The 22254-nt window shown below is 25.2% G+C and carries 26 protein-coding genes; 15 read left to right on the forward strand and 11 right to left on the reverse strand.

The genetic code is table 11. The annotated features are described in order from the left end of the window. Window positions 1–18: 18 nt before the first annotated feature. Genes KO488_RS13865 through KO488_RS13900 form a run of 8 tightly spaced genes read right to left on the reverse strand, consistent with a single transcriptional unit; the run spans window position 19 to window position 6997 of the window. Entirely contained in the window at window positions 19–969 is a 951-nt protein-coding gene (locus tag KO488_RS13865; protein ID WP_216059409.1) for a hypothetical protein, read from the reverse strand. Window positions 970–997: 28 nt separating this feature from the next. After that, entirely contained in the window at window positions 998–1792 is a 795-nt protein-coding gene (locus tag KO488_RS13870) for a YihY family inner membrane protein (RefSeq protein WP_216059410.1), read from the reverse strand. A 7-nt stretch (window positions 1793–1799) separates the two neighbouring features. Next, window positions 1800–3185: an FAD-binding oxidoreductase gene (locus KO488_RS13875; RefSeq protein WP_216059411.1), complete on the reverse strand. Its 1386-nt coding sequence runs from the start codon at window positions 3183–3185 to the stop codon at window positions 1800–1802. Beyond that, window positions 3182–4171, reverse strand: a complete 990-nt coding sequence (locus tag KO488_RS13880) for a plasminogen-binding N-terminal domain-containing protein (protein ID WP_228319210.1) — start codon at window positions 4169–4171, stop codon at window positions 3182–3184. The genes KO488_RS13875 and KO488_RS13880 overlap by 4 nt, the downstream gene beginning before the upstream one ends. A gap of 13 nt (window positions 4172–4184) precedes the next feature. Next, a complete protein-coding gene (bcp, locus tag KO488_RS13885) occupies window positions 4185–4691 on the reverse strand; it encodes a thioredoxin-dependent thiol peroxidase (protein ID WP_216059412.1) in 507 nt (168 codons plus the stop codon). A 21-nt stretch (window positions 4692–4712) separates the two neighbouring features. After that, complete coding sequence (gene cmoA, locus KO488_RS13890) at window positions 4713–5420, reverse strand: carboxy-S-adenosyl-L-methionine synthase CmoA (protein ID WP_216059413.1); 708 nt, start codon at window positions 5418–5420, stop codon at window positions 4713–4715. A gap of 43 nt (window positions 5421–5463) precedes the next feature. Then, window positions 5464–6309 carry a bifunctional riboflavin kinase/FAD synthetase gene (locus tag KO488_RS13895; RefSeq protein WP_216059414.1) on the reverse strand — a complete coding sequence of 282 codons (846 nt, stop codon included), beginning with the start codon at window positions 6307–6309 and terminating at the stop codon, window positions 5464–5466. Continuing rightward, complete coding sequence (locus KO488_RS13900) at window positions 6278–6997, reverse strand: TlyA family RNA methyltransferase (protein ID WP_216059415.1); 720 nt, start codon at window positions 6995–6997, stop codon at window positions 6278–6280. The genes KO488_RS13895 and KO488_RS13900 overlap by 32 nt, the downstream gene beginning before the upstream one ends. A 74-nt stretch (window positions 6998–7071) precedes the next feature. Between KO488_RS13900 and KO488_RS13905 the strand changes: the two genes are divergently transcribed. The 14 genes from KO488_RS13905 (at window position 7072) to KO488_RS13970 (ending at window position 18132) form a co-directional block, all read left to right on the forward strand. Further along, on the forward strand, window positions 7072–7641 hold the full coding sequence (locus KO488_RS13905) for a YigZ family protein (protein WP_216059416.1): 570 nt from the start codon (window positions 7072–7074) through the stop codon (window positions 7639–7641). An 86-nt stretch (window positions 7642–7727) separates the two neighbouring features. Continuing rightward, window positions 7728–8102: a type II secretion system major pseudopilin GspG gene (gspG, locus tag KO488_RS13910; protein WP_216059417.1), complete on the forward strand. Its 375-nt coding sequence runs from the start codon at window positions 7728–7730 to the stop codon at window positions 8100–8102. A 2-nt stretch (window positions 8103–8104) separates the two neighbouring features. Continuing rightward, entirely contained in the window at window positions 8105–8647 is a 543-nt protein-coding gene (locus KO488_RS13915) for a prepilin-type N-terminal cleavage/methylation domain-containing protein (protein ID WP_216059418.1), read from the forward strand. Beyond that, window positions 8637–9851, forward strand: coding sequence for a type II secretion system F family protein (locus tag KO488_RS13920; RefSeq protein ID WP_216059419.1), 1215 nt, complete (start codon window positions 8637–8639; stop codon window positions 9849–9851). Before KO488_RS13915 ends, KO488_RS13920 begins: the two co-directional genes overlap by 11 nt. A gap of 19 nt (window positions 9852–9870) precedes the next feature. Then, on the forward strand, window positions 9871–10545 hold the full coding sequence (locus KO488_RS13925) for a hypothetical protein (protein ID WP_216059420.1): 675 nt from the start codon (window positions 9871–9873) through the stop codon (window positions 10543–10545). Beyond that, on the forward strand, window positions 10526–11440 hold the full coding sequence (locus tag KO488_RS13930; protein WP_216059421.1) for a hypothetical protein: 915 nt from the start codon (window positions 10526–10528) through the stop codon (window positions 11438–11440). Before KO488_RS13925 ends, KO488_RS13930 begins: the two co-directional genes overlap by 20 nt. Then, entirely contained in the window at window positions 11437–11832 is a 396-nt protein-coding gene (locus KO488_RS13935; protein ID WP_216059422.1) for a hypothetical protein, read from the forward strand. The genes KO488_RS13930 and KO488_RS13935 overlap by 4 nt, the downstream gene beginning before the upstream one ends. Continuing rightward, complete coding sequence (locus tag KO488_RS13940) at window positions 11832–12359, forward strand: hypothetical protein (protein ID WP_216059423.1); 528 nt, start codon at window positions 11832–11834, stop codon at window positions 12357–12359. Before KO488_RS13935 ends, KO488_RS13940 begins: the two co-directional genes overlap by 1 nt. Further along, complete coding sequence (locus KO488_RS13945) at window positions 12343–13161, forward strand: hypothetical protein (RefSeq protein WP_216059424.1); 819 nt, start codon at window positions 12343–12345, stop codon at window positions 13159–13161. Before KO488_RS13940 ends, KO488_RS13945 begins: the two co-directional genes overlap by 17 nt. Beyond that, window positions 13148–15106: a type II secretion system secretin GspD gene (gene gspD / locus KO488_RS13950; RefSeq protein WP_216059425.1), complete on the forward strand. Its 1959-nt coding sequence runs from the start codon at window positions 13148–13150 to the stop codon at window positions 15104–15106. The genes KO488_RS13945 and gspD overlap by 14 nt, the downstream gene beginning before the upstream one ends. After that, window positions 15107–16609 (forward strand): GspE/PulE family protein, encoded by a 1503-nt coding sequence (locus tag KO488_RS13955; protein WP_216059426.1) that lies wholly within the window; start codon window positions 15107–15109, stop codon window positions 16607–16609. A gap of 1 nt (window position 16610) precedes the next feature. Next, entirely contained in the window at window positions 16611–17006 is a 396-nt protein-coding gene (locus tag KO488_RS13960; RefSeq protein WP_216059427.1) for a type IV pilus modification PilV family protein, read from the forward strand. A gap of 1 nt (window position 17007) precedes the next feature. Beyond that, window positions 17008–17538, forward strand: a complete 531-nt coding sequence (locus KO488_RS13965) for a PulJ/GspJ family protein (RefSeq protein ID WP_216059428.1) — start codon at window positions 17008–17010, stop codon at window positions 17536–17538. Then, entirely contained in the window at window positions 17539–18132 is a 594-nt protein-coding gene (locus KO488_RS13970; RefSeq protein WP_216059429.1) for a hypothetical protein, read from the forward strand. Between the two features lies 1 nt (window position 18133). Here the strand turns inward: KO488_RS13970 and KO488_RS13975 are convergent, their stop codons facing one another. The 3 genes from KO488_RS13975 to murA all read right to left on the reverse strand — a co-directional run bounded on the left by KO488_RS13975 (window position 18134) and on the right by murA (window position 21224). Then, window positions 18134–18748 carry an HNH endonuclease gene (locus KO488_RS13975; protein WP_216059430.1) on the reverse strand — a complete coding sequence of 205 codons (615 nt, stop codon included), beginning with the start codon at window positions 18746–18748 and terminating at the stop codon, window positions 18134–18136. A gap of 12 nt (window positions 18749–18760) precedes the next feature. Beyond that, window positions 18761–19852 (reverse strand): ADP-dependent glucokinase/phosphofructokinase, encoded by a 1092-nt coding sequence (locus tag KO488_RS13980; RefSeq protein ID WP_216059431.1) that lies wholly within the window; start codon window positions 19850–19852, stop codon window positions 18761–18763. A gap of 106 nt (window positions 19853–19958) precedes the next feature. Beyond that, window positions 19959–21224, reverse strand: coding sequence for a UDP-N-acetylglucosamine 1-carboxyvinyltransferase (murA, locus tag KO488_RS13985; protein ID WP_216059432.1), 1266 nt, complete (start codon window positions 21222–21224; stop codon window positions 19959–19961). A gap of 137 nt (window positions 21225–21361) precedes the next feature. Here murA and KO488_RS13990 point away from each other — a divergent pair, with 137 nt between their 5' ends. Beyond that, a complete protein-coding gene (locus KO488_RS13990) occupies window positions 21362–22246 on the forward strand; it encodes a DMT family transporter (protein WP_216059433.1) in 885 nt (294 codons plus the stop codon). The last annotated feature ends 8 nt before the right edge of the window (window positions 22247–22254 follow it).

The raw sequence follows: 22254 nt of genomic DNA on the forward strand, positions 1-22254 counted from the left end.
CTTTTTTTTTAGCCTTCTTTACTTATATGAACTTTTATTAAAATATATTCCTAGATTAAATCTCATTGCATATCTTGGTTTAAAATTATCATCATAACTATAATAGTTTTCTGGAATAGTATCTATATATAACCATTTCTTTATAAAATGTCTATATTTAATCTGTGCACTATGTCTTTTTATTCTAAAGTTAGTTTCAGTGTTATCGATATTTGAACTTAAACTATATGTTAAATGATTCTTTTGATCTAATATTTGTTTTAAATGTATAGATGGTAATACTTGACTATCTCTTCCTTCACTTGAATGCCAATAATATTCCGTATACTGATGTATTGAATAATAATCATTGAATTTTTTAAATACTTCATAATAAGTAGTTGTTTCTAGTTTCTTTACGACAGATTGTCTTACATCTTGACCTATAAGTACATCTAAACCATATATGTCTTCCCATGTTTTTCTTGCACTTAATTTTAAGAATGGATCTATTTTTGATCTTAATTTTATTCCAACTTTTGCTTTAAGCTCTATATGTTTCTTAAAAGTTTGATAACTAAGTCCTAAATTAAAATCCTCATTTTTATTAGAGTTTTTTCTTTCAATATAATCTTTATTTTCATCTAAATCATCACTTTCAAAAACTAGTCTAAATTCATCTTTTAATTTTGGTAGCTTTAGTTTAATTTTTACTTTTTGATCAAAGTGTATATTTTCATGTTGATTTTGAAAAACAGATAACTCAATTAATCCATATGCTGCTGAATAATCTTTTTTATTGATTTTAATATCTTCTTCATCATACATATAATTATCTACACTGCTAGATAGACCTACAATATAATTATGAATATCTTTTCTATGATCATTTGTATCTGAGATTAAAGTTTCCAAGAATGAAGGCTCTTCTTGAGCTAAAACATTTATACTGTTTATTAGGATTAGGGGTAATAATAATTTTTTCATCATTTATTGTACATGATTATTAATTAATTATTCACATATCTTTAGTAATTATGGCCTTTAAGTTTAACTTGTGACACATTTTTATACCATATAAATATATTATCCATGATATATATATCCAAAAGAAAGTAAATAATAATGTAGCTAATGAGCCATAGATAGTTGTATATGTTTTATTATAGATTACATAGTAGATAAATAGGTTTTTTGTAAGAGAAAGGCTTATGAGTGTTATTAGAGATGATATTAAAGCTGCTTTATTATCTATTGCTCTATTTACACTTAATTTAAATAGTAAATAAAAAATCAGCCAAGAAAATAAATATGAAATAAAGACATTTAATATATTGTTATCATAGATTGAAATCATAATATTTAAAGCTATAAAGATTATAGGAATAAGAACTAAAAATATAGAATAAAATACAAAAGAAATATGAATTGATTTTCTTTTTGCTTTATGTATTTTATTAACTATATATTCATAATCTTTTACAAACATAATAAATACAAAAAGCATATAAACAATTCCTAGAGTTCCTAGTTGATTTGAATTCGATATATAATTTTTTAAAGAATTAACTATATCTTCAGAATGTGTAGGGTTAATCATATCAAAGATATAAGATGTAAATATATCTAGATAACTATCAAATTCTTGAAAGTTTGAAACTACTGCTATTAGTAGGGCAATAATAGGTAGAATTGAAAATATAGTAAAAAAGCTTAATGATGCAGCATAATATGTAGTGTCATCATTAAAAAAAGAATCTAATATATTTAGAGTTTTTTTTGTTAAGCTTTTTTGACTATTATTTTCATTCATAATTTCATTATAATCCCATTTTGTTTGGGTTTAAAATATTTTTTGGATCGAAGGCTTTTTTTATACTTCTAAATAGTTCCATTTCAGCATCATTAAAAGCAATTGACATAAATGGAGCTTTTGATGTTCCAATACCATGTTCGCCACTTAATGTTCCTCCCATATCAACAACTAGTTGGAATATCTCTTCAATTGCTTTGTGTCCATCTTCCATTTCTTTTTCATTGTCTTTATCTTTTACCATTACATTTACGTGAATATTACCATCACCTGCATGACCAAAACATGGAACTTGGAAACCATATTTTTCACCTATAGCATAAATAGCAGCTAAAGCCTCAGGAAGTTTAGATCTTGGAACTGAGATATCTTCATTTAATTTCTTTGTTCCATATATCGTAACTGCTGGGGATGCATTTCTTCTTGCAAACCAAAGTTTATTTCCTTCATCTTCATTTTGTGCAATAATAAAGTCACTTGAACCATTTTCTTCAAATGATTCTTTAAGTGTATTTAATTGAAAAGTTACTTCGTCTTCTAAGTTTCCATCTACATCACCAATTAAAATAGCACCAGCACTTTCAGGCAAGTCTACATTTAACTTATCTCTTAAGGCTTTAATCACAAGTGCATCTAAAAATTCCATAGCAACAGGATTTGCACCTTTTGCTAGTGATTTAAATACTGCATTCATCGCATTTTCAACACTTGGGAATATTCCCATATATGTTTTTTTATGTCTTGGTTTTGGAATTAGTTTTAATGTAATTTCAGTAATTACAGCTAATGTTCCTTCACTTGCTATTAAGATTCCAGCAGTGTTATATCCTGCAACATCCTTAATAGTTTTTTTACCAGCTTTAATAATTTCACCATTTGGTAAAACTGCTCTTAATGCCATTACATAATCTTTTGTAATACCATATTTAGCAGCTCTCATACCACCTGCATTTTCGGAAACATTTCCACCTAATGTAGAATAGTTTTCACTTGCAGGATCTGGCGGATAAAATAATCCAACAGCTTCAACAGCTTTTTGAAAGTCCATATTAATCAACCCTGGTTGAACTACTCCAACCATATTTTCCATATCTATTTCAAGAAGCTTATCCATATGTCTTTCAAGCGAAAGTGTAATTCCACCGTTTGCTGGAAGCGCTCCTCCTGTAAATCCAGAACCTGCACCTCTTGGAACAATTACAATTTCATGTTCATTACAATATTTTAAAATTTCTGATATTTCTTGTTCATTTCTTGGAAAAACTACAGCATCAGGCTCAAACCTTGATTTTGTTGCATCATAACAATATGCAATTAAGTGAGCTTTATCACTTTTTACGTTTTCAACTCCTACAATACTTGTTACGAAGTCTAAATGTCTTTGTTCTATCATTTTTTTAATCCTAACATTCTTTTATAATATACATCATATGGTACATTTTGGTTATTTGAAAATATTTCTATATCTAAATTTGAAGTTTCTATATCTGCAACTCTTGTATAAAATGGCATTTCAGCTTTTTTAGCGTCATAAGACACTTTATAACTTGTTAGTACTTTTAAAGTTTTAGTATCTAAAACATATAAGTTTTGATTTGCAACTATAAAAATTGTTCCTAAGTTTTGCGAAATGGCATATTGTTGAATATATTTTTTTGTTAAAAAAGGCATATTATCTTGTTTAAGTTTTGTAGCAAAAATATCTGAATGTAAAAAGTTATTGTATTTAAAATTTGATCTTATAGCTTGAAAAGTATCTAAATCAGGTGCAATTAAAAGTGATGCAGTATATAAATAATTTAAAACTAAAATATCATTTTTTTCTACTGTTCTATTTGATGTAGGAATTGCATCTTGAACTAAGTCATTAAATTTTGAAAACTTGATAACAGAAGTTGATTCATTTGATTCAATTACTTCTGCATTTGCTACGATTAATCTTTTATCATTATCATAGATATGTATAACAACACCACTTTGACCAATAATTAGATTACCAACATTTATTGTTGATTTATTATCTTGAATATTTTCAATTTTTACACCAATTGCTTTAAATGTTAACTGCTTTTGAGAGTTTGTTTTTTCTTGAACTTCTACTTCTTGAGTTTGTTTTGTCTCTGCAATCTTATCATTTGTTAATAAATATTGATAACTTAAATTGTTTTGTTCTGAATCTATTTTTATATCTAATACACTCCAGCCCATCTCTTTCATTTGAGTAAGTGAATATTTACTTTCACATTCTCCTCCATCTAAGGCAGTATTCTCAATTGTAGAAGGGGAAGTCCAATCTTTTTTATAACAAACAGTTGTTTTAGCATTTGAAACTGTAAGTGATAGTAGTATTGTGATAGTAATTAGTAAAAGTTTATTCATTTTATTTATCCTATTAATTTGATTGTAATTCTTGAAGTTTTTCTTTAACTTCATTTACATGTAAGATTTCTATTTTTTCACCTTTAACAGTTTTCTTTTTTCTTACACTTACTTTTTCCCAAATAGCTGCAATTTTTCCTTCAGGTGAAATAATAAAAGTACTTCTTACTACTCCCATATATTCTTTACCCATAAATTTTTTAAGTTGCCATACTCCATAATCTTCACAAATCTTTTTATCTTCATCTGCAAGTAATGTAATTGATAAATCATGCTTTTCAATAAATTTTCTGTGTTTAGCAGTATCATCTGGAGAAACTCCTAAAATAACAGCATCTAAATCATCAAATTCTAAATGTGATGTTGTAAAATCACAAGCTTGAGTTGTACAACCCGGAGTTAAATCTTTTGGATAAAAATATAATACAATCCATTTTCCATCTAAATCTCTTGAACAAATCTCTACATCATCTTGATTTGGTGCACAAAAATCTGGTGCTTTATTTCCTATTTCTAACATATAACTAAATCCTTTGGGCTTTTATTTAATTGCAATAAATGTGGCAAAGTTTACCCATTTAAAAATTGTCTCACAATGTGAGAATCCTGCGTCTAATATCATTTTTTTGTTTTCTTCTTCTGTATATGGTATTAAAACATTTTCTAAAGCTTCTCTTTTTTGAGAAATCTCAAATTCAGAGTAACCTTGTGTTTTTTTAAATTCATAATATTCATCTATACTTTGTTTGTTTAATTTTGAGTTTGAAGATATTACTTTTTCACTAAAAATAAATATTCCTTCATTTTCTAATGAATCAAAAACCTTTTTAACTAATTTCTCTCTTTGAAGAGGTCTAATAAATTGTAATGTATAGTTTGAGAGAATTAGTTTTGCATTTGCATAGTTTACATCATGTAAATCTGAATTTATTAATTCAATATCTACACCAAATGCTTTAGCTTTTTTTGAAGCTCTATTTAACATAGCAGTAGAATTATCAATACCTATTAATTCTAAGTTATGATCACAGTGTTTACTTAACTCTATTAAAGTTGAAGCTGTTGAGCAACCTAAATCATAAACCTTATCATTTTCATTTAAAAAATTACACGCAAAATTTATTGATAATCTTTGCATTTCTTTATAAAAAGGAACAGACCTATTTAACATATCATCAAATACTGAAGCTACTTCTTCATCGAATTCGAACTGTTTTATTATTGATTTTTCAAATACTTTATCTACCATAGTATTATTTTATCTAAATGCTTATTAATAAGTATTTATAGATTTATTTTTTGTTTATAAAATATTCTTTTGTTTCTTCAATATCATTTAAAATCTGCATCTTTAATTTTTCAAAACTTTCAAATTTTTTATTATCTCTCAACTTTTTGCAAAACTTAATTTCTATTTCATAATCATCGTTGATAATATCTTCATCTAAAATATGTGTTTCTATAGCATATGAACCATCTGTAGTAACTCTATGTCCTAAGAATGTAATTGAGTTATATTCAATTTCATTTAGTATTGTTTTTGTGATATAAACTCCAACTTGAGGTAATAAAAAATCTTCAACTTTTAAATTTATTGTTGGAACAAAACTCTTAGATCCTAAGCCTTGACCTTTAATTTGAGTTCCATAGATTTTATACTCTTTATTTAAAAGTTTGTTTGCTGTTTTTAAATCTCCATTTGTTATATATTCTCTAATAGTTCTTGAATGAACGGATATATTATCTATTTGAAACTCATCAACTACTATAACTTCTCCATCAAAAATATCTTTTAATTGTTCAATACAATAGCCTCTATTTTTTCCAAAGCAAAAATCAAAACCTACTACTATTTTTTTTAATTTTGGGTATTCTTGTTTTAAAAGTTCAATAAATTTATTACCTTCAAGATGTTTGATTTCATCTAAAACATAATAGTATATTGGATATTTTGAATATTCTTGTCTATATTTTTTTGGAGTTAGTGTTGCGTATCCTGATTCGATTGATAAAATAGCACCATTTTCATCTAATCTTTTAAATAATTCTTGATGAGCTGCATGCATTCCATCAAAACCTCCAATTGCTAAAGATGTTATTGTATTTTTATTTATTAAAGTAGAAAAGTTCTTCTTCATTTCCATCTTTTCCTTGTAGTTTACTCAATGAAGAGTATTTTAATTTCCAGTTTAATTGTTCTGTATAATCTATAAATTTTTCTCTAGCTTTTTCTATTGCTTTTTTATCTTTTACAACACCTTTTTTATCTCTTTTTACATTTGTTCCCACTTCGAATTGGGGTTTAAAAAGAATAATAATATTTTTTGACGTTAATCTATTTATATCTTCAATAATATATAAAATTGAAATAAATGAAACATCACAAGTTACAACTTCAAATATTTCTTCACTTTCAAAATCTCTTATATCTGTATTTTCAAAAAAAGAAATTCTACTTTCATTTTTGATTTTCTCATGTAGTTGATTTGAACCTACATCAACACATGTTACTTTATTCGCTTCATTTAGTAGTAAAATTTGTGTAAAGCCACCAGTACTACTTCCAATATCTAATGTATTTTTATTTGTAATTGAAAAGTTTTCTAACTCTTTTAATTCTTCTAGAAAGTATTTTAGTTTATATGCTGCACGGCTTACAAAAAAGTCGTCTTCAAGTATTTTAATTTGTGATGTTTCATCAACATCAAAAGAGCTTTTTTTTACTATTTTCCCGTCAACTTCAATCTTGCCTGCTTTTATTAACTCAGCTGCTTTGTTTCTACTTTGGATATCATGATTTATTGTTATATATTGGTCTAATCTCATTTTTGCATTATAGTTAAATTTTTATCAAGACTACTTTATATATAATTTTATTAGACTACTTATTGGGAAATATATTGAAATACATTCAAAATGAATTTGAAAATACTTATGAAGAAAAAAAATCTAAATTTATTGCATTTCTTATGCCTTATAATAAATTTGATGAAGTTATGCAAAATTTAAAAGATAAACACCCAAAAGCAAGACACTTTGTTTATGCTTATAGATACTTAAATGAATTTGATCAAATAGTGGAAAACTGTAGTGATGATGGAGAACCAAGAGGGACTTCTGGAAAACCCTCTTTAGCTGTTTTATCAGGAGCAGAGATTGTTAATACTGCAGTTATAATTGTACGATATTTTGGTGGAGTAAAATTAGGAACAGGTGGCTTGGTTCGTGCTTATTCTTCAAGTGTAAATGAAGTTATTAATATAAGTGAATTTTACGAATATAAAAAACTTATAGAAAAAGAACTCTTCTGTGAATATAGTGAGCTTTCAAAGCTAGAATATTTATTAAAAGAAGAAAAAATAAATATAAGGTCAAAAGATTTTTCTACAAATATTACTTTAACTATAGAATTGACATCAGAAGAATGGGAAGAACTTTTAAGAAAACTTCCAATTAACATAAAAACTTAAATTATTATAATTACAATTTGGTTACATTACTAATAGTATATCTTTATTGATATTTAAATATAATAACAAAAAATAAAGGTACAAACTTGAAAAAAGCATTCTCTTTAATGGAATTAATGGTAGTAATTATAATTTTAGGATTACTTGCAGCATTTGTATTACCAAATCTTACTGGAAAAAGTGAAGAAGCAAAAGATAAAATTGTATGTATTCAAATGAAGAGTATTGCTCAAACATTAAAAATGTTTAAACTTGATACTTCATCTTATCCTCAAACTGAAGAGGGCTTAGATATGTTAGTTGAAAAGAAATATTTTGAAGATGGAAAACTGCCAAAAGATGCTTGGGGAAATAAGTTTATTTATATTCAAAATGAAGATAGTTTTGATTTAGTTTCAATGGGAAGTGACAAAAAAGAGAGTACTAAAGATGATATTTATTACTCAAAGTGTAATAAATAAATATGAGTTTAAAAAGAGTAAAGAAAGCTTTTACTCTACTTGAACTTATAATTGTAATCATTTTAATATCGCTGTCTTATTATTTGGTTTTTTCAAATTCGAATTTTAAAATTAATGATGAAAAAAATAGTGTATCTTTGACAAGTATTAAGAAATATCTAATAGAAAATTTTGAATTTGAAAATGAAATATCACTCGTTTGTATAAATGAAAACTTAGTTTGTTATATTAAAATTGACGAAAATATCAATGAAGAAATAAAAATTGAAAACTTATTTGAAAATAAACCTGATATTTATAAATATCAAAAAGAAGAGCAGATAATTGATTATGAGTCAATTGATATAGATAATATAAGTCAAGATGTGATTTTTGAATTAAAAGTAAATAGTGATTATAAAACAAATGAACTAATTGTTGATACTTTAAATGATAAAGTTTACTTATTTAATTCAATTTTTGATGAAGCAAAAACATATTCTTCGCTTCAAGAAGTTTTTGAAACTTTTAATACTAATCAAATAGAGGTTCAAGATGCTTTTTAAATATCAAGGTTTTGATTCAAATGGAAAAAAACTAAAATCAAAAATAGAAGCATTAAATTTAAATGAAGCAAAATCAAAATTAAAAGCAAAAAATATACTTTATACATCTTTAGAGGAAGAAGACTTTAACTTTTCAAAAATCTCTTTTAAAAGAAAAAGAACTTTAAGTCTATCTTCTTTATCTTATTTAAGTAGAGATTTAAGTATTTATTTAAACTCTGGAATCTCTCTAATCTCTGCAATAAATCTACTAAAACAAAGGTATAAAGATGATAAAGTTTTAAATTCTTTTTTTGAATCAATATCAACTTATTTAGATGAAGGTAAGAACTTCTATGTTGCACTTGATTCTCAAACTGTTGTTAATCTTCCGGAATTTTATAAGCAATCTATTAAAATCAGTGAAAATGGTGGTTTATTAGAATCTGTATTATTAGAATTATCAACATTTTTAAAAGAGCAAGATAGAATAAAGAAACAAGTAACTTCTGCTTTAGCATATCCTTTATTTATCCTTTTCATATCATTTTTTATGGTCGGCTTTATGTTAAGTTTTATTGTTCCTAAAATCACTGATATCTTTACTCAAATTGACCAAGAATTACCTGATAGCACAAAAATAGTAATTGCACTTGGGGATTTCTTTTCAAATAATTATATGTATATTATAGCAGTTGTTTTTACTCTAATACTTACTTTCTTATTTTTAATGAAAAGATCAAAAACTTTTAAATATGCTTTTGATAAGTTTGTATTAAAACTGCCATTTTTTTCAACTATGATTGAACAAGGTGAACTTGCAAGATTTTCATATATGAACTCAATTTTAATTAAATCTGGTGTTCCAATAGTACAAGGAATAAACCTAAGTGCTAATATTTTAAAAAATTCTGTTATAAAAAGAGTATTTGTAGAAGCCTCTAAAAGTGTAGTTGAGGGTAAAAAACTTTCTGTTTTATTAAGTACAAATAAAATATATAAAATTGATGAGGCTTTTATTCACTCTATTGCAATTGGTGAAGATACTAGTAAATTATCTGAAATACTTAGTAATTTAGCAACTTTATATAATGAAGCGAATAAAGATAAAACAGATATCTTTCTAGCTTTACTTGAACCTATTTTTATGTTGTTTGTTGGTGTTACTATTGGATTTATTGTAATCTCAATGTTGCTACCAATATTCTCAATGAATTTAAGTTAGACAAAGTGTATAAAGTAATATGAAAAAATCTATTGTTTTATTAATCTCTCTTTTTTTTATTTCTGCTTTATCTATTTTGATTATAAAAAACTTAGAAGATACTAACTTATTTTTGGAAGAAAAAAACCATAAAATAAATAAGACTCAAATACTTACATCTTTTAATAATATTCAAATTGAAATTAGTAAGATATTTAAAAATAATAAGAATAATATTACTAATATTATTGCTGAGTTAAACTCTGAATATATACCTATTGGTATAAAAGATATTTTAATTTCATTTACAATTACAGAATATGATAAAGTTAATATAAACTTATTATCAAATAAAGATAGCAAAGATTATGCAGAGCTTACAACGCTTTTTTCTGATTATGAAATTAGTAATTTTGATGGCTTTAAATATGTATATAAAGAAATAGAAGATGAGTATAAAAATACAAAAGATGAGAATGAAGGTTTTGTAAAAAATAATAAGCAAATTGATGATATAATTAATATAATTATAGAAAAAACTTATAATAATGAAATTTTAAATATAAAAAATAAACTAGGTTTTATCAAGAAAAATGAGAATGAAAAACTATATGAACTTTTTGTAAAAGTCAAGTATTTAAATGATTTTGCAAAAGCATATTATATTCTTAATGAAGAAGGGGTTGTAAAGTATTTTGAGTCTAGTTTCAAGTAACAATAAAAAAGTTTTTTTATCTACAAATACAAAAATAGATGATAGTGAGAAAGTAAATATTATCTTATCGCCTGAATTATATTGGGTTAGAATATTTGATATTCCTGTTAGAAATATCACACATGCTAGACATGTTTTACCTACATTATTTGAAGATATTTTGACAAATGTATCTGAACTTTCATTTCAAGTAGTAAAACTTGAAGAAAATAAATATTTATGTTTTGCATATATCAATAAAACTATTTATGAAGCAATTAAAAAATCAGGGATATCTTTATCCTTAGTAGATAGTATTTATTTTGCACAAAATGAGTGTAAAAAGTTTAAAGAGTTTACTTTTGAAAATAAAAGTTTTATTTATTCTCCTGATAATATTTTAATAAAAGTCCCAAGTAATATACTTTCAAATCCTATAGATTTAAATGAAAACATAAATAAAGTAGAACTATCTCCACACAAAGTAGATATCAAGTTATATAACAATGTATTATCATCAAAACAAATCTATTCGATTTTAGCTATTATATTATGTATTTGTATTATCAATATTTATAAATTATTCGATTATAAAACACAAATTTCTAAGATTGATAATCAAATTGAAATAGAAAAAAAACAAAGTAATCTTCCTTCTAGTATGCTACAAACAAATTCAATATTGAAAAAATACAAATCTATAGTAAATAAAGAGATAAAAAAAAGAGAATTCTTAGAATATTTATTATCAAATAAATTATTTAAGATAAATAAAATAAATTTAAATAAAGATATAGTCTTTATCACTTTTAATAATACTGATAAAACAAGACTAGAAAAATATATATCAAAAAGATATAAAATTATTTCAAGTAAAGTAAAAGCTCTAGATATTCAAATGCAGGTAAAACTATGAATAGAATAAATCCTTTATATATAATTGCATTAACATTAACTGTTCTTTTTATATCTTTGTATTCTTTAAATAAAAAGAAAATGACTTTTAATGAAAAAAAAGATGAGTTAAGTTTAATAAAGAAAAAAGCAAAAGATTATAAGTCGTATAAAGAATCATGGATTAATGAAGCTTTTGTAGATAAGACACTAAATGATATATTAAAAAGTCGTCAATTTTCAAATCAAAAAGTGCTAAGAGCAAAAACTAAAAATAGTGTAAAAGTTAAAATCCAATCAAATGATCAAAATATTTTAAATGCATTTTTAAATAAGATTTTAAACAAAAAACTAATTATTAGAAAACTGGAAATTGAAAAAAGTTTTATTAATATAGAAATAGGAATTAACTAATGAAAAAGATATTTAAGATATTCATATATTTTTTAATTTTTATATTATTTACTTTGATTCTTTTACCAAAAAATTCTATTTATAATTTATTAGAACAAGAACTATCAAAACAAAATATTATAATCTCAGATGAAAAAAGAGATGAAAAACTTTTAAATTTAAAAGTTAGTGATGCAAAAGTTTATTATCAAGGTATAGAAGGTGCAAATATAAATAGTGCAAATTTCTTTTCTGTACTAGTGTATTCAAAAATAGAAGTAGATGATGTTAAGTTGTTGCAGAGTTTATCATCATTTTTTCCTCCATATATAAAAAATATTGTTCTTAAACATTCAGTATTAGATTATAGAAATATTGATATTTATTCTCAAGGAGATTTTGGAGTATTAAGAGGAAATATCGATTTGATAAAAAGAACTTTGATACTTAATCTTGAAGCTTCAAATAAAATGAAAAAGCAGTATGAAAGAGTATTAAAACAAATGAAACTAGAAGAGGGGAAGTATATTTATGAATATAGATTTTAATAAATTAATTCAGAAGTTAATTCCTTATTCTTTTCTTTTGTTATTAGCATATTTAATTTCAACGATACTTTTTGTTTACTTGCCTAAAGATGGAGTGGATTTTATAGATAATTCAACTCAAAATTTAGAGTATAAAAAGTATGATGGTTTTTATTCTAATGCAAAGCCAATTATAAAAAAGAAGGAAATTAAAAAAGTTGTAAAGCAAGAAACACTTTCTTCATATACTTTAAAAGCAATTTACTCAACTACTTCAAATAGTGGTTGGGTTACTATTGAAAATAAGAAAAATAGTAAAAGTTATATTCTTTCACAATTTGAAGAGCTTGATGGTTATATACTTACAAAACTTTATAAAAACTATGTTGTTTTAGAAAAACAAGCAAAAGAATATCGTTTAGAGATATCACAAACAAATAAAAAAGTTGCATATAATGTAACAAATAATAATGACAATATTACAGAAAATATTGTAGTTAATGGGAATAGTGTAGTAATTAAAAGAGATTTTTTAAACTCATATGTTAAAGATATTGATAAAGTTTGGAATAACATATCTATAAATGAGATTAGAACAAATGGTAACTTAGATGGATTTAAAGTTATGAGAGTTGCTAAAAAATCTGTTTTTGGTAAACTTGGCTTAAAAAAGAATGATATTATTAAATCAATAAACAATAATATTTTAACATCATATGCTGATGCATTTAAAGTTTATAATAATATCGGTGATACTAAATATTTAAATTTAGAGATTTTAAGAAATAATGAAATATTGGAGTTAAATTATGAGATTGATTAAAGTTGTACTTTTAGTTTTTTTACTAAATTTTGTATTGCAAGCAGATGAAAAAATAAATATAAATTTTAAAGATTTAAAGATAATGGATTTAGTGAAAATCACATCAAAAATCATTGACAAGAATATTTTAGTTACGCAAGAAGTAAAAGGAAATGTTGATTTTATATCTACTAAACCTTTAGAAAAAAAAGAACTAGTAAAAATTTTAATATACTCATTAGAGGCAAAAGGTTTTACACTTATTCAAGGTAATGATATTATGAGAATAGTTAAATTAAGTGAGAGTGCAAAAAATAATGTACCGCTAATAAATGGAAATCAAGAAAAACTTTATTACCAAATGGTAACAGAAATATTTCCAGTTCATAATGCAAATGCAGATTATATAGCTTCAAAAATTAGACATCTTATTTCAAAAACTGCAAAGCTTGTAACAAACAAAGAATCAAATACTTTAGTTATTACAGATTTTAAAGACAATATTGAAACTATTAAAAAAGTTGTAAGTGTTATGACTTATGGTGCTAAGAAAAGTATTGAAATTATTGAACTTAATAATATAAAAGCATCAGATGCAAAGAAAAATTTAGATGCTGTTGCCAAGTCTATTTTCAATGAAAAAATTGAGACAGAAAAAGTTTCTATTATTGCAAATGCGGATAATAACTCTTTAGTAATTGTAGGAAGAAATCAAAATATTAAGTATTTAAAAAAGTATGTAAAAAATATTGATAGTAATGATTCTTTAGTTAAAAGAATTGTTGAGGTACATTCTTTAAAAAATGTTGAAGCTAGTAATGTAATTAAAATCATTGATGGAATTATTGGAAAGAAAAAATATTTAGACCCAAATTCAAAACCTTTGTCTTCTGTTGATGAAGAATCAAATTCTATCGTTTTAATGGGACCTTCTGATGAACTAGAGTATATAAAAGCAATATTAGTAGAATTAGATAAAGAAAAAGCACAAGTTTATGTGCAAGCAAAAATAATTGAAGTTAATGATGATTTAGTTGATGAAGTAGGAATAAAATATGGAATCTTTGGAGGAACAACAGGAAGTAAAGGTATTGGAACTTTCTCTTCTTCTTTAAATGGTGGAAGTGGAGTATCTTTTTCTATTGCGGATATTGGTTTAAGTATTCCTGATTTAACTTCTGGATTAGCCTTAGGTGCATCACTTAGTTTACTTAACCAAGATGGCGCTTTAGATATTGTTTCAGAACCTTCAATTTTAGCTATCAATAATAAAGAAAGTTCAATCTATGTTGGAGAAACTATTTCAGTAAAAACATCTTCAAGTGTTTCAGATGGTGGAACGGAAAGTGAAAATTTTAAAAGAGAAGATGTTGGGTTGACATTAACTGTTAAGCCAAGAATTTCAAATGATAATAAAGTTACGCTAGAAATCCATACAGTTTTAGAAGATGTTAAGAGTACAGATACTACAAGTGGAAATGCAGACACAACTAAAAAAGAAGTGAAGACAACCGCAATTGTTAATAATGGAGAATCTGTTATTCTTGGTGGATTAATTGAAGATAAAGAAGAATCAACTATAAATAAAATCCCTGTTTTAGGTGATGTACCTTTATTAGGTAGATTATTTACTCATGATAAAACTGATATAAGAAAACGAAGTTTAGTAATTATAGTAACACCTTATATTATTCCAAAATCAAAAGATTTAACATATGTAAGAAATCAATTAGCACAACTTAAAATTCTTGAAGATAAATATTTAAGAGATTCTTTGATTAGATTAAAACAAAAACAGATAAGTGAAGTAAGTGAAGAAAAAATTTATAAAGACAAACTTCAATCTTTGCAAAAAGAATATGAACTAATAACAGCTAAAAAAGAAGCATCGGTAAACTCTATTTCAGAAGATTTTGATAATAGGACTGAGCACCAAAAAAGAGTAGCTGAGATATTTGGAAACTAGATGAATATTCAAGAATTACACAATATAAATTTATTACCTTATGAAGTTGAAAACTATTCAACAGCTCTAAAAAGTTATGTTCTTTTTTCACAAATTGATGATAAAGTTGTTATTGCTATATCTAAAGATTATATGAGTGTTTCTTTTGATTATCTTTCTAAATTTGAATATAAATATGAAGTAATATTTTTAGATGAGATATCTTATGAAAGACTTTATAATAAATTTTTGGAAATAAAAACAGATAAAGAAATGAGTGATATTCAACAAGAGCAAGAAGATGCAACAGTTGAAGATGAAGATTTTTCTGTTAGTGAGTTTTTAAAAGTTGGAAGTGATATTTTAACTTCTGAAGAATCCGCTCCAATTATCAAGTTTGTAAACTCTCTTTTTTATCAAGCAATAAAGAAAAAAGCTTCAGATATTCATATTGAAATGCATGAATTTAAAGCTGAAGTAAGATATCGAGTAGATGGTGTTTTAGTTAAACATATTGAATTAGATAAAAATATTATGTCATTAGTAATATCAAGAATAAAAGTAATCTCAAACTTAGATATAAGTGAAAAAAGAATTCCACAAGATGGACGTACTGCTATTAAAATTGCCGGTAAAACTTTAGATATTAGGGTGTCAATTCTTCCTACTTTTTATGGTGAAAGAGTTGTTATGAGAATCTTAATGCAAAGTGAAGATATTTTGTCCGTTAAAGAGTTAGGCTTTCCTTCTTATATTACAGATGAATTAGAAAAAGTATTAAGAAATTCATATGGAATGGTATTAGTAACAGGTCCTACAGGAAGTGGGAAGTCTACTACACTTCATTCTTTGTTACATCAAGTAGTAAGTGAAGAAAAAAATATAATCACGGTAGAAGACCCAGTTGAATATAAATCAAATGAGTTTTCACAAATTCAAGTTAATGCGAAAGTAGGGCTTACTTTTGCTTCTGGATTAAGATCTATTTTAAGACAAGACCCAGATATTATAATGCTTGGTGAAATTAGAGACAAAGAAACAGCTTCGATTGCAGTGCAATCTGCATTAACAGGACACTTACTTTTTTCTACCCTTCATACAAATAGAGCTCCTGCTGCAATTACTAGACTTATTGATATGGGAGTTGAAAAGTTTTTAATTTCTTCTTCCTTGCTTGCTGTATTAGCACAAAGGCTTGTTCGTAAACTTTGTAGTTCTTGTAAGTGCGAAGATGATTCCAATGCCTCTCATCAACTTTTTAAACTTTCACCTAATACAAAACTATTCAAACCAAAAGGTTGTAAAGAGTGTAATTTTACAGGATATATAGGACGTATAGCTATTGGTGAATTATTTATAATTGATGATGAGATTAAAGAGTATTTAAAAACTGATGTTGATGATAATACTTTAATGAAATTAGCACATGAAAGTGGAATGATTTCTTTAGATGTACAATTAAAACAAATGCTTGAAAATGGAGATACTTCAGTTTCAGAGGCTGTTAGAATTGGTTTAAAATAATATGAAAAAATCTTTTTCTTTAATGGAAGTAATTATTGCTGTTGTAATGCTTAGTGTTGTTATGCTCACATTATTACAAATAAAAAGTGATAGTATCTTTCTTGTAAGCAAAAGTAATGAACAAAACAAGCTACGTGATTATATTCAATTAGTTGTTAATATAGATAATGAAAATAAGAAAAATGAAAATATTTTTTTAGATAAAAGTTATAGATTTAAAAATGATGATATTAGAAAAGAATTTAAAGATATAAAAATCAAAGTAAAAAGTGAACAAATAAATTCCAAAGATTATAGTTTTAATAGTGTAAATTTTAAAATTATAACAAATGAAAACTCATATTCAATTGGCGATGATATAAAAAAGAATATTTATACTTTTAAGATTGAGTTATAAAATGAAGAAGGCTTTTACTTTATTAGAAGTTCTTATTTCTATTACAATTTTTATGATTTTATTGATTTTTTTATATAAAACTTTAGACCAGACAAAACATTCAAATAAACAATTTATTAATCATTCTCAAACTTTAAAATATCAAAATGAATTAAATGACATTTTTATCGAAGATATTTTAGAATCAATAAGTAAAATAGAGATAAAGATAGATAATGATGAGAATTCAATATTAAGATTTAGAAGCTCAAATAGCTATCACGATTCTTTTTTTAATAATATTACGTATATGATTTCTTCAAATAATAAGCTTCTTAGAATTGAAAGCAAAGATAAGTTTAATTTTGGTGAAACACCTTTAAGCTTTTTTGATAATGCTTTTATTGATATTCTATTAGAAGATATAGAATTTTTTGAAGTAAAAGAAAATATTATTAATACTAATAAAAACTATGTTTTTATAATAAAACAAAAAGATAAAGAAAGAATCGTTTTTAATACATATCAATTTAATAATATAAAAGAGGAATAAATGAAATTACTAATGTGTTTTTTAATAAGTATAAATATTTTAATTGCAAATCAATCAAATGTTGTTAAAACTTCAGAATTAGAGCTTTTTTTATTTAAAGTAGGTTTTGAATCTTTATTAACTGATGTTGATATTACAAAAAACAAGTCTAATTTAAATGAAAGTGAATTAAAGAAACTAAACTCTAAAATTGAAATAATTATGGATAAATTATATAAAGATGAAAGAGTTATAACAAATGATTCTAAAAACATTGACCTTAAATATAGTACTGATGAAGGTATGAAAGAAGAGATTAGTACTCTTAAGAATGAAATTAATTTATTAAAGACTCAAATAAATAAACTATTATTAGATAAAAAATTAGAAGTAAATACAGAAATAAAGAAAGTAAAAGATGTTGCTCTAAATGAAAAAAGATATAAGATAAAAGAAGATGCTACAAATATACGTGAAAAGCCTTTTCCTACTGCAAAAATTGTAGATGTCTTGGATGAAGGAACTTTAGTTTATATTGAGTATTGTAATAAGTTTGCTTGGTGTAAGTTTAAAGGTGAAGAAAAGTTTGTATCAAGGTTCTTACTTAAAAAGTAAATTATCCTTCTACATACTTAATAAGTGCATCATTTAAATTTAATGATGCAATAGTATTTTTTGGATTTTTGTCATTTAATACTTTATTACAATCTGAGCATAAAATAATTATATTTTCAAAATTATATCCACCACCTTGTGCAATATCTTTTGCAAATGTAGTAAATGTATCATCTAGTTTTATTTCCATTCCACATCTATTACATTTATTTTCATCTCTTATCCAAGCTAACTCTCGTCTTTCTATCCAGTCATTAGGCGTTTTTGGATTTGAGAAAGACTTCTCTTCATAAGTACTCCAAAGCTTTTCTCTTGAAATTCCTTTTTGAGTATTTTTTTCATATTCATGATAAAAAAATTGACTTATAATATCTTCAACTATTAAAGTTTCTCTAATTCGAATATCTTTTTCATCTTTAGTTTTTTCTATTATTGAGTAATCTAAAGAGATTTTAGGATGATTTCTTTGCATATGTTGTTTTAAATCTTTTATAAAAAACTCTAAAGATCCAGTTTTATAAGCAAAAGAAAAAACTTTCTGCCTATAAATATATAGTGGTATTAAACAAGCAATTATTAAACTAGAATAAATTATAAAAGTAGAATCTAATATCACTTTTATAAATCCTTAAATAATTTCAGGATTAACTTGATGTCTTACAAGTGTTTCATTAGCAGCTTCATGTTGTCCTGAAACAAGTTTTTGTAATTCATTTACATGGATAATAGGTAAAATCATTTCTCTTCCAGAACATCTTTCTAAAGCTTTTCTATTATAATCAAATAAATAGAAGTCATCATCATTATCTACAAGTAAGAAGTCTGCATTATTATCAAAGGCATCTAAAGATATCGTTGTAGCTATATTATATGTAATCTCTTGATTCTTATTAAAAGTGTTTTTTGCTAGATCTAATTTTAATGTTTCTAAGTTTAAAATATTAGCATTTAATTTTTTTAATAAAGAGTTTGTTTCTTCTTCTTTATTTGAAGGGTAGTATGCGATATTAAAATCTTTAAAATCATGCTTTACTTCAGTTTGCTCTTGAAAATTTCCAAAATCAATAATTAATGTATTTTTAATTCTATAGTTTGTTTCTTTTTCATTTAATAAGTGAAGTTTTTTTTGAATACTTATTATCTTTTCTTCAATTGATTTATCAAAGTTTAGTATTCTTTTTTCTAAACTTGTATGATAAGAAGCTCCAACTTCTTGTTTTTTTAAAATATCAAGTATTTCTTTTTCATTTTCTTTATTTATTTCTATTAAATCAGCAGCTAAAATTAAAATAGCATCACCAATATAGTCACTTTTATAATTTAATGTATTTGATGCATAATAATAGTGTTTTAAGTTTTGATAATTCTTTTTGTCTTCTTGAGATATAAAATCATCTAAAATATTTAACTTTTCATTAAAATCATCTTCATTAATTATTAAGTCATTTCCTGCACGTCTAACTGAAATTGGTTCAATTGTTAAATCTTTTCCAAAGATTTTAACTAAGTCCTCAATTTTTATAGAAGCTTTTAAATATGTTCCATTTACAACAAGATCAAAGTTTTCATCATTTTGATATCCAAATGGATTTTCATCATTAATAGTATTTAAAATATCTAATAGAGTAATTTCATTAGTAGTTTTAAAAAAATGCTTAGTGTAAAATGGTAAATAATCAGAGTTTTTGTCAAATTTGAATAAAGAGATTTCTAGTTTCATGTTAATAGCTTACCTTTTGATATGTATAATTCTTATGATTTTATTTAATTTATACTTAAAGAAATGATAAGTTGTGGGTTTTTAACTTATCATTTTAAATGATGTGCTATTCAGTAAACCTTTTTACATTTGCACCAATTTTTGTAAGTTTTCCCTCAAGATCTTGATACCCTCTATCTAGATGATAAATTCTATGAATATTTGTTTCACCTTTTGCTACAAGTGCTGCAAGTACAAGTGCTGATGAAGCTCTTAAATCTGTAGCCATTACATCTGTACCATTCAATGTCCCACTTTTTCCATTTATTGTAGCTGTATTTCCATTTAGTTGAATATCTGCACCTAGTCTTAATAACTCACTAACATGCATAAATCTGTTTTCGAATAATCTTTCATCAATTGTACTTGTGCCATTTGCTTGCGTTGCAAGAGCCATAAATTGTGCTTGCATATCTGTAGGAAATCCTGGATACTCAGTTGTGATTATATTCACAGGTTTAATTTCATCTGTAGGAAGAATAGTTACACTTGTTTCATCTTGTAATACTTCAAAATTCATTTCTTCAAGTTTAGATGTAATTGCATCTAAATGTGATGGAATTACATTATTGATTTTGATTTTTTGATTTGTGATTGCTGCTGCACACATATAAGTTCCAGCTTCAATTCTATCAGGAATAACATCAAAATCTTTTATTTCTAATAGTTCTTTATTTGTTCCCGTAATTGTTAAAGTTGAAGTACCAATACCATCTATTTTTACTCCCGCACTTGCAATTACTTCACAAAGTTGAACTATTTCAGGTTCTTTTGCAGCATTTACAATTGTTGTTACCCCATCTGCTAATGCTGCTGCCATAACAATATTTTCTGTTCCACCAACAGTTACTTTATCAAATACAATTTTTGCACCCTTTAAACCTTCTGGAGCAGTAGCTTCAATATAACCATGATTAATCACAATTTTTGCACCCATTTGCTCTAAGGCTTTTAAATGTAAATCAACAGGTCTTTGACCAATTGCACAACCACCAGGAAGTGAAACTTCACAATGCCCAAATCTTGCTAGAATTGGTCCTAAAACTAAAATAGAAGCTCTCATCGTTTTTACAATATCATAAGTAGCAGTTGTGTTATTCATTATAGAAGTAGAGATATTTGCCGTATTTCCTTCTTTACTATAAGTTCCACCAAGTTTATCTATAAGCTTTAAAAATGTATTGATATCTACTACATTAGGTAAGTTACCCATTTTTATTTCATTTTTTGCTAAAATCGTACATGCGATTAAAGGTAAAGCTGCATTTTTTGCACCTGAGATACTAACAACACCTGAAAGTTTATTTTCTCCAAGAATCTTTAAATATTCCATATTATTCCTACTATAAATATATTGTTATTTTATATAAAGTAGATATTTTATCTAAAGTATGCTTTAAATAATAAAACTAATAATCTTTGTTTAATATATATAGGAATACAATTGCGATTTTAATTTTAGGAATAATAATGGACAATCAAGTACTTCAAGGTGCCAAATACATGTTGTTTGCTTCTTTGCTTTTTGCTTTTATGGGAGCAGTTGCAAAAGAGTTAAGCAATTCAATGAGTTCTATTGAAGTAGTTTTCTTCAGGAACGTATTTGGTGTCTTTTTAATTTTAATATCAATTTATAGAAAACCTTTATCTCAAGTTGGAGGTAAATTATGGTTGCTTATTTTTAGAGGAATGGCGGGGTTTATTGCTTTGTTATTTTTCTTTTATAACATCGCACAAATACCTTTAGCTGAAGCTATGACTTTTTCTAAAACATCTACAATTTTTTCTGCAATATTTGCATACTTATTTGTACAAGAAAAGTTGGGGTTTAAAGGTTGGTTAGGTGTTTTTATAGGTTTTATAGGAATTCTTTTTATGACAGGTTTTAATCCTGATAATCTAGAGAAAACAGATTATTTAGGAATACTTTGTGGAGTAGGGGCTGGATTAGCTTACACATCAATTAGAGAACTTCGTAAATTTTATGATTCAAGGGCAATTGTATTATCTTTTATGACTATAGGAACAGTAGGACCTTTAATACTATTAATCATTGGTTCTTTTTATCAAAATCCTAATTTGGATTTTCTTTTTGCTACATTTGTAATTCCAAAACCAAATGATTGGTATTATATTGTTTTATTAGGGATATTTGCAACAATGGCTCAAATATATATGACAAAAGCTTATTCTTGTGCAAAAGCTGGGATTATTGGAACTATATCTTATTCAAACATTATATTTTCGGTTATTTTAGGAATTATTCTAGGTGATGCATTTCCTGATATTTGGATTTCTTTTGGTATACTACTTATAATTTTAAGTGGGCTTTTAGTATCGAGTAAAAAAAGCTAAGAAGGATA

This window comes from Poseidonibacter lekithochrous, from assembly GCF_018861145.1.
Lineage (GTDB): Bacteria > Campylobacterota > Campylobacteria > Campylobacterales > Arcobacteraceae > Poseidonibacter > Poseidonibacter lekithochrous_A.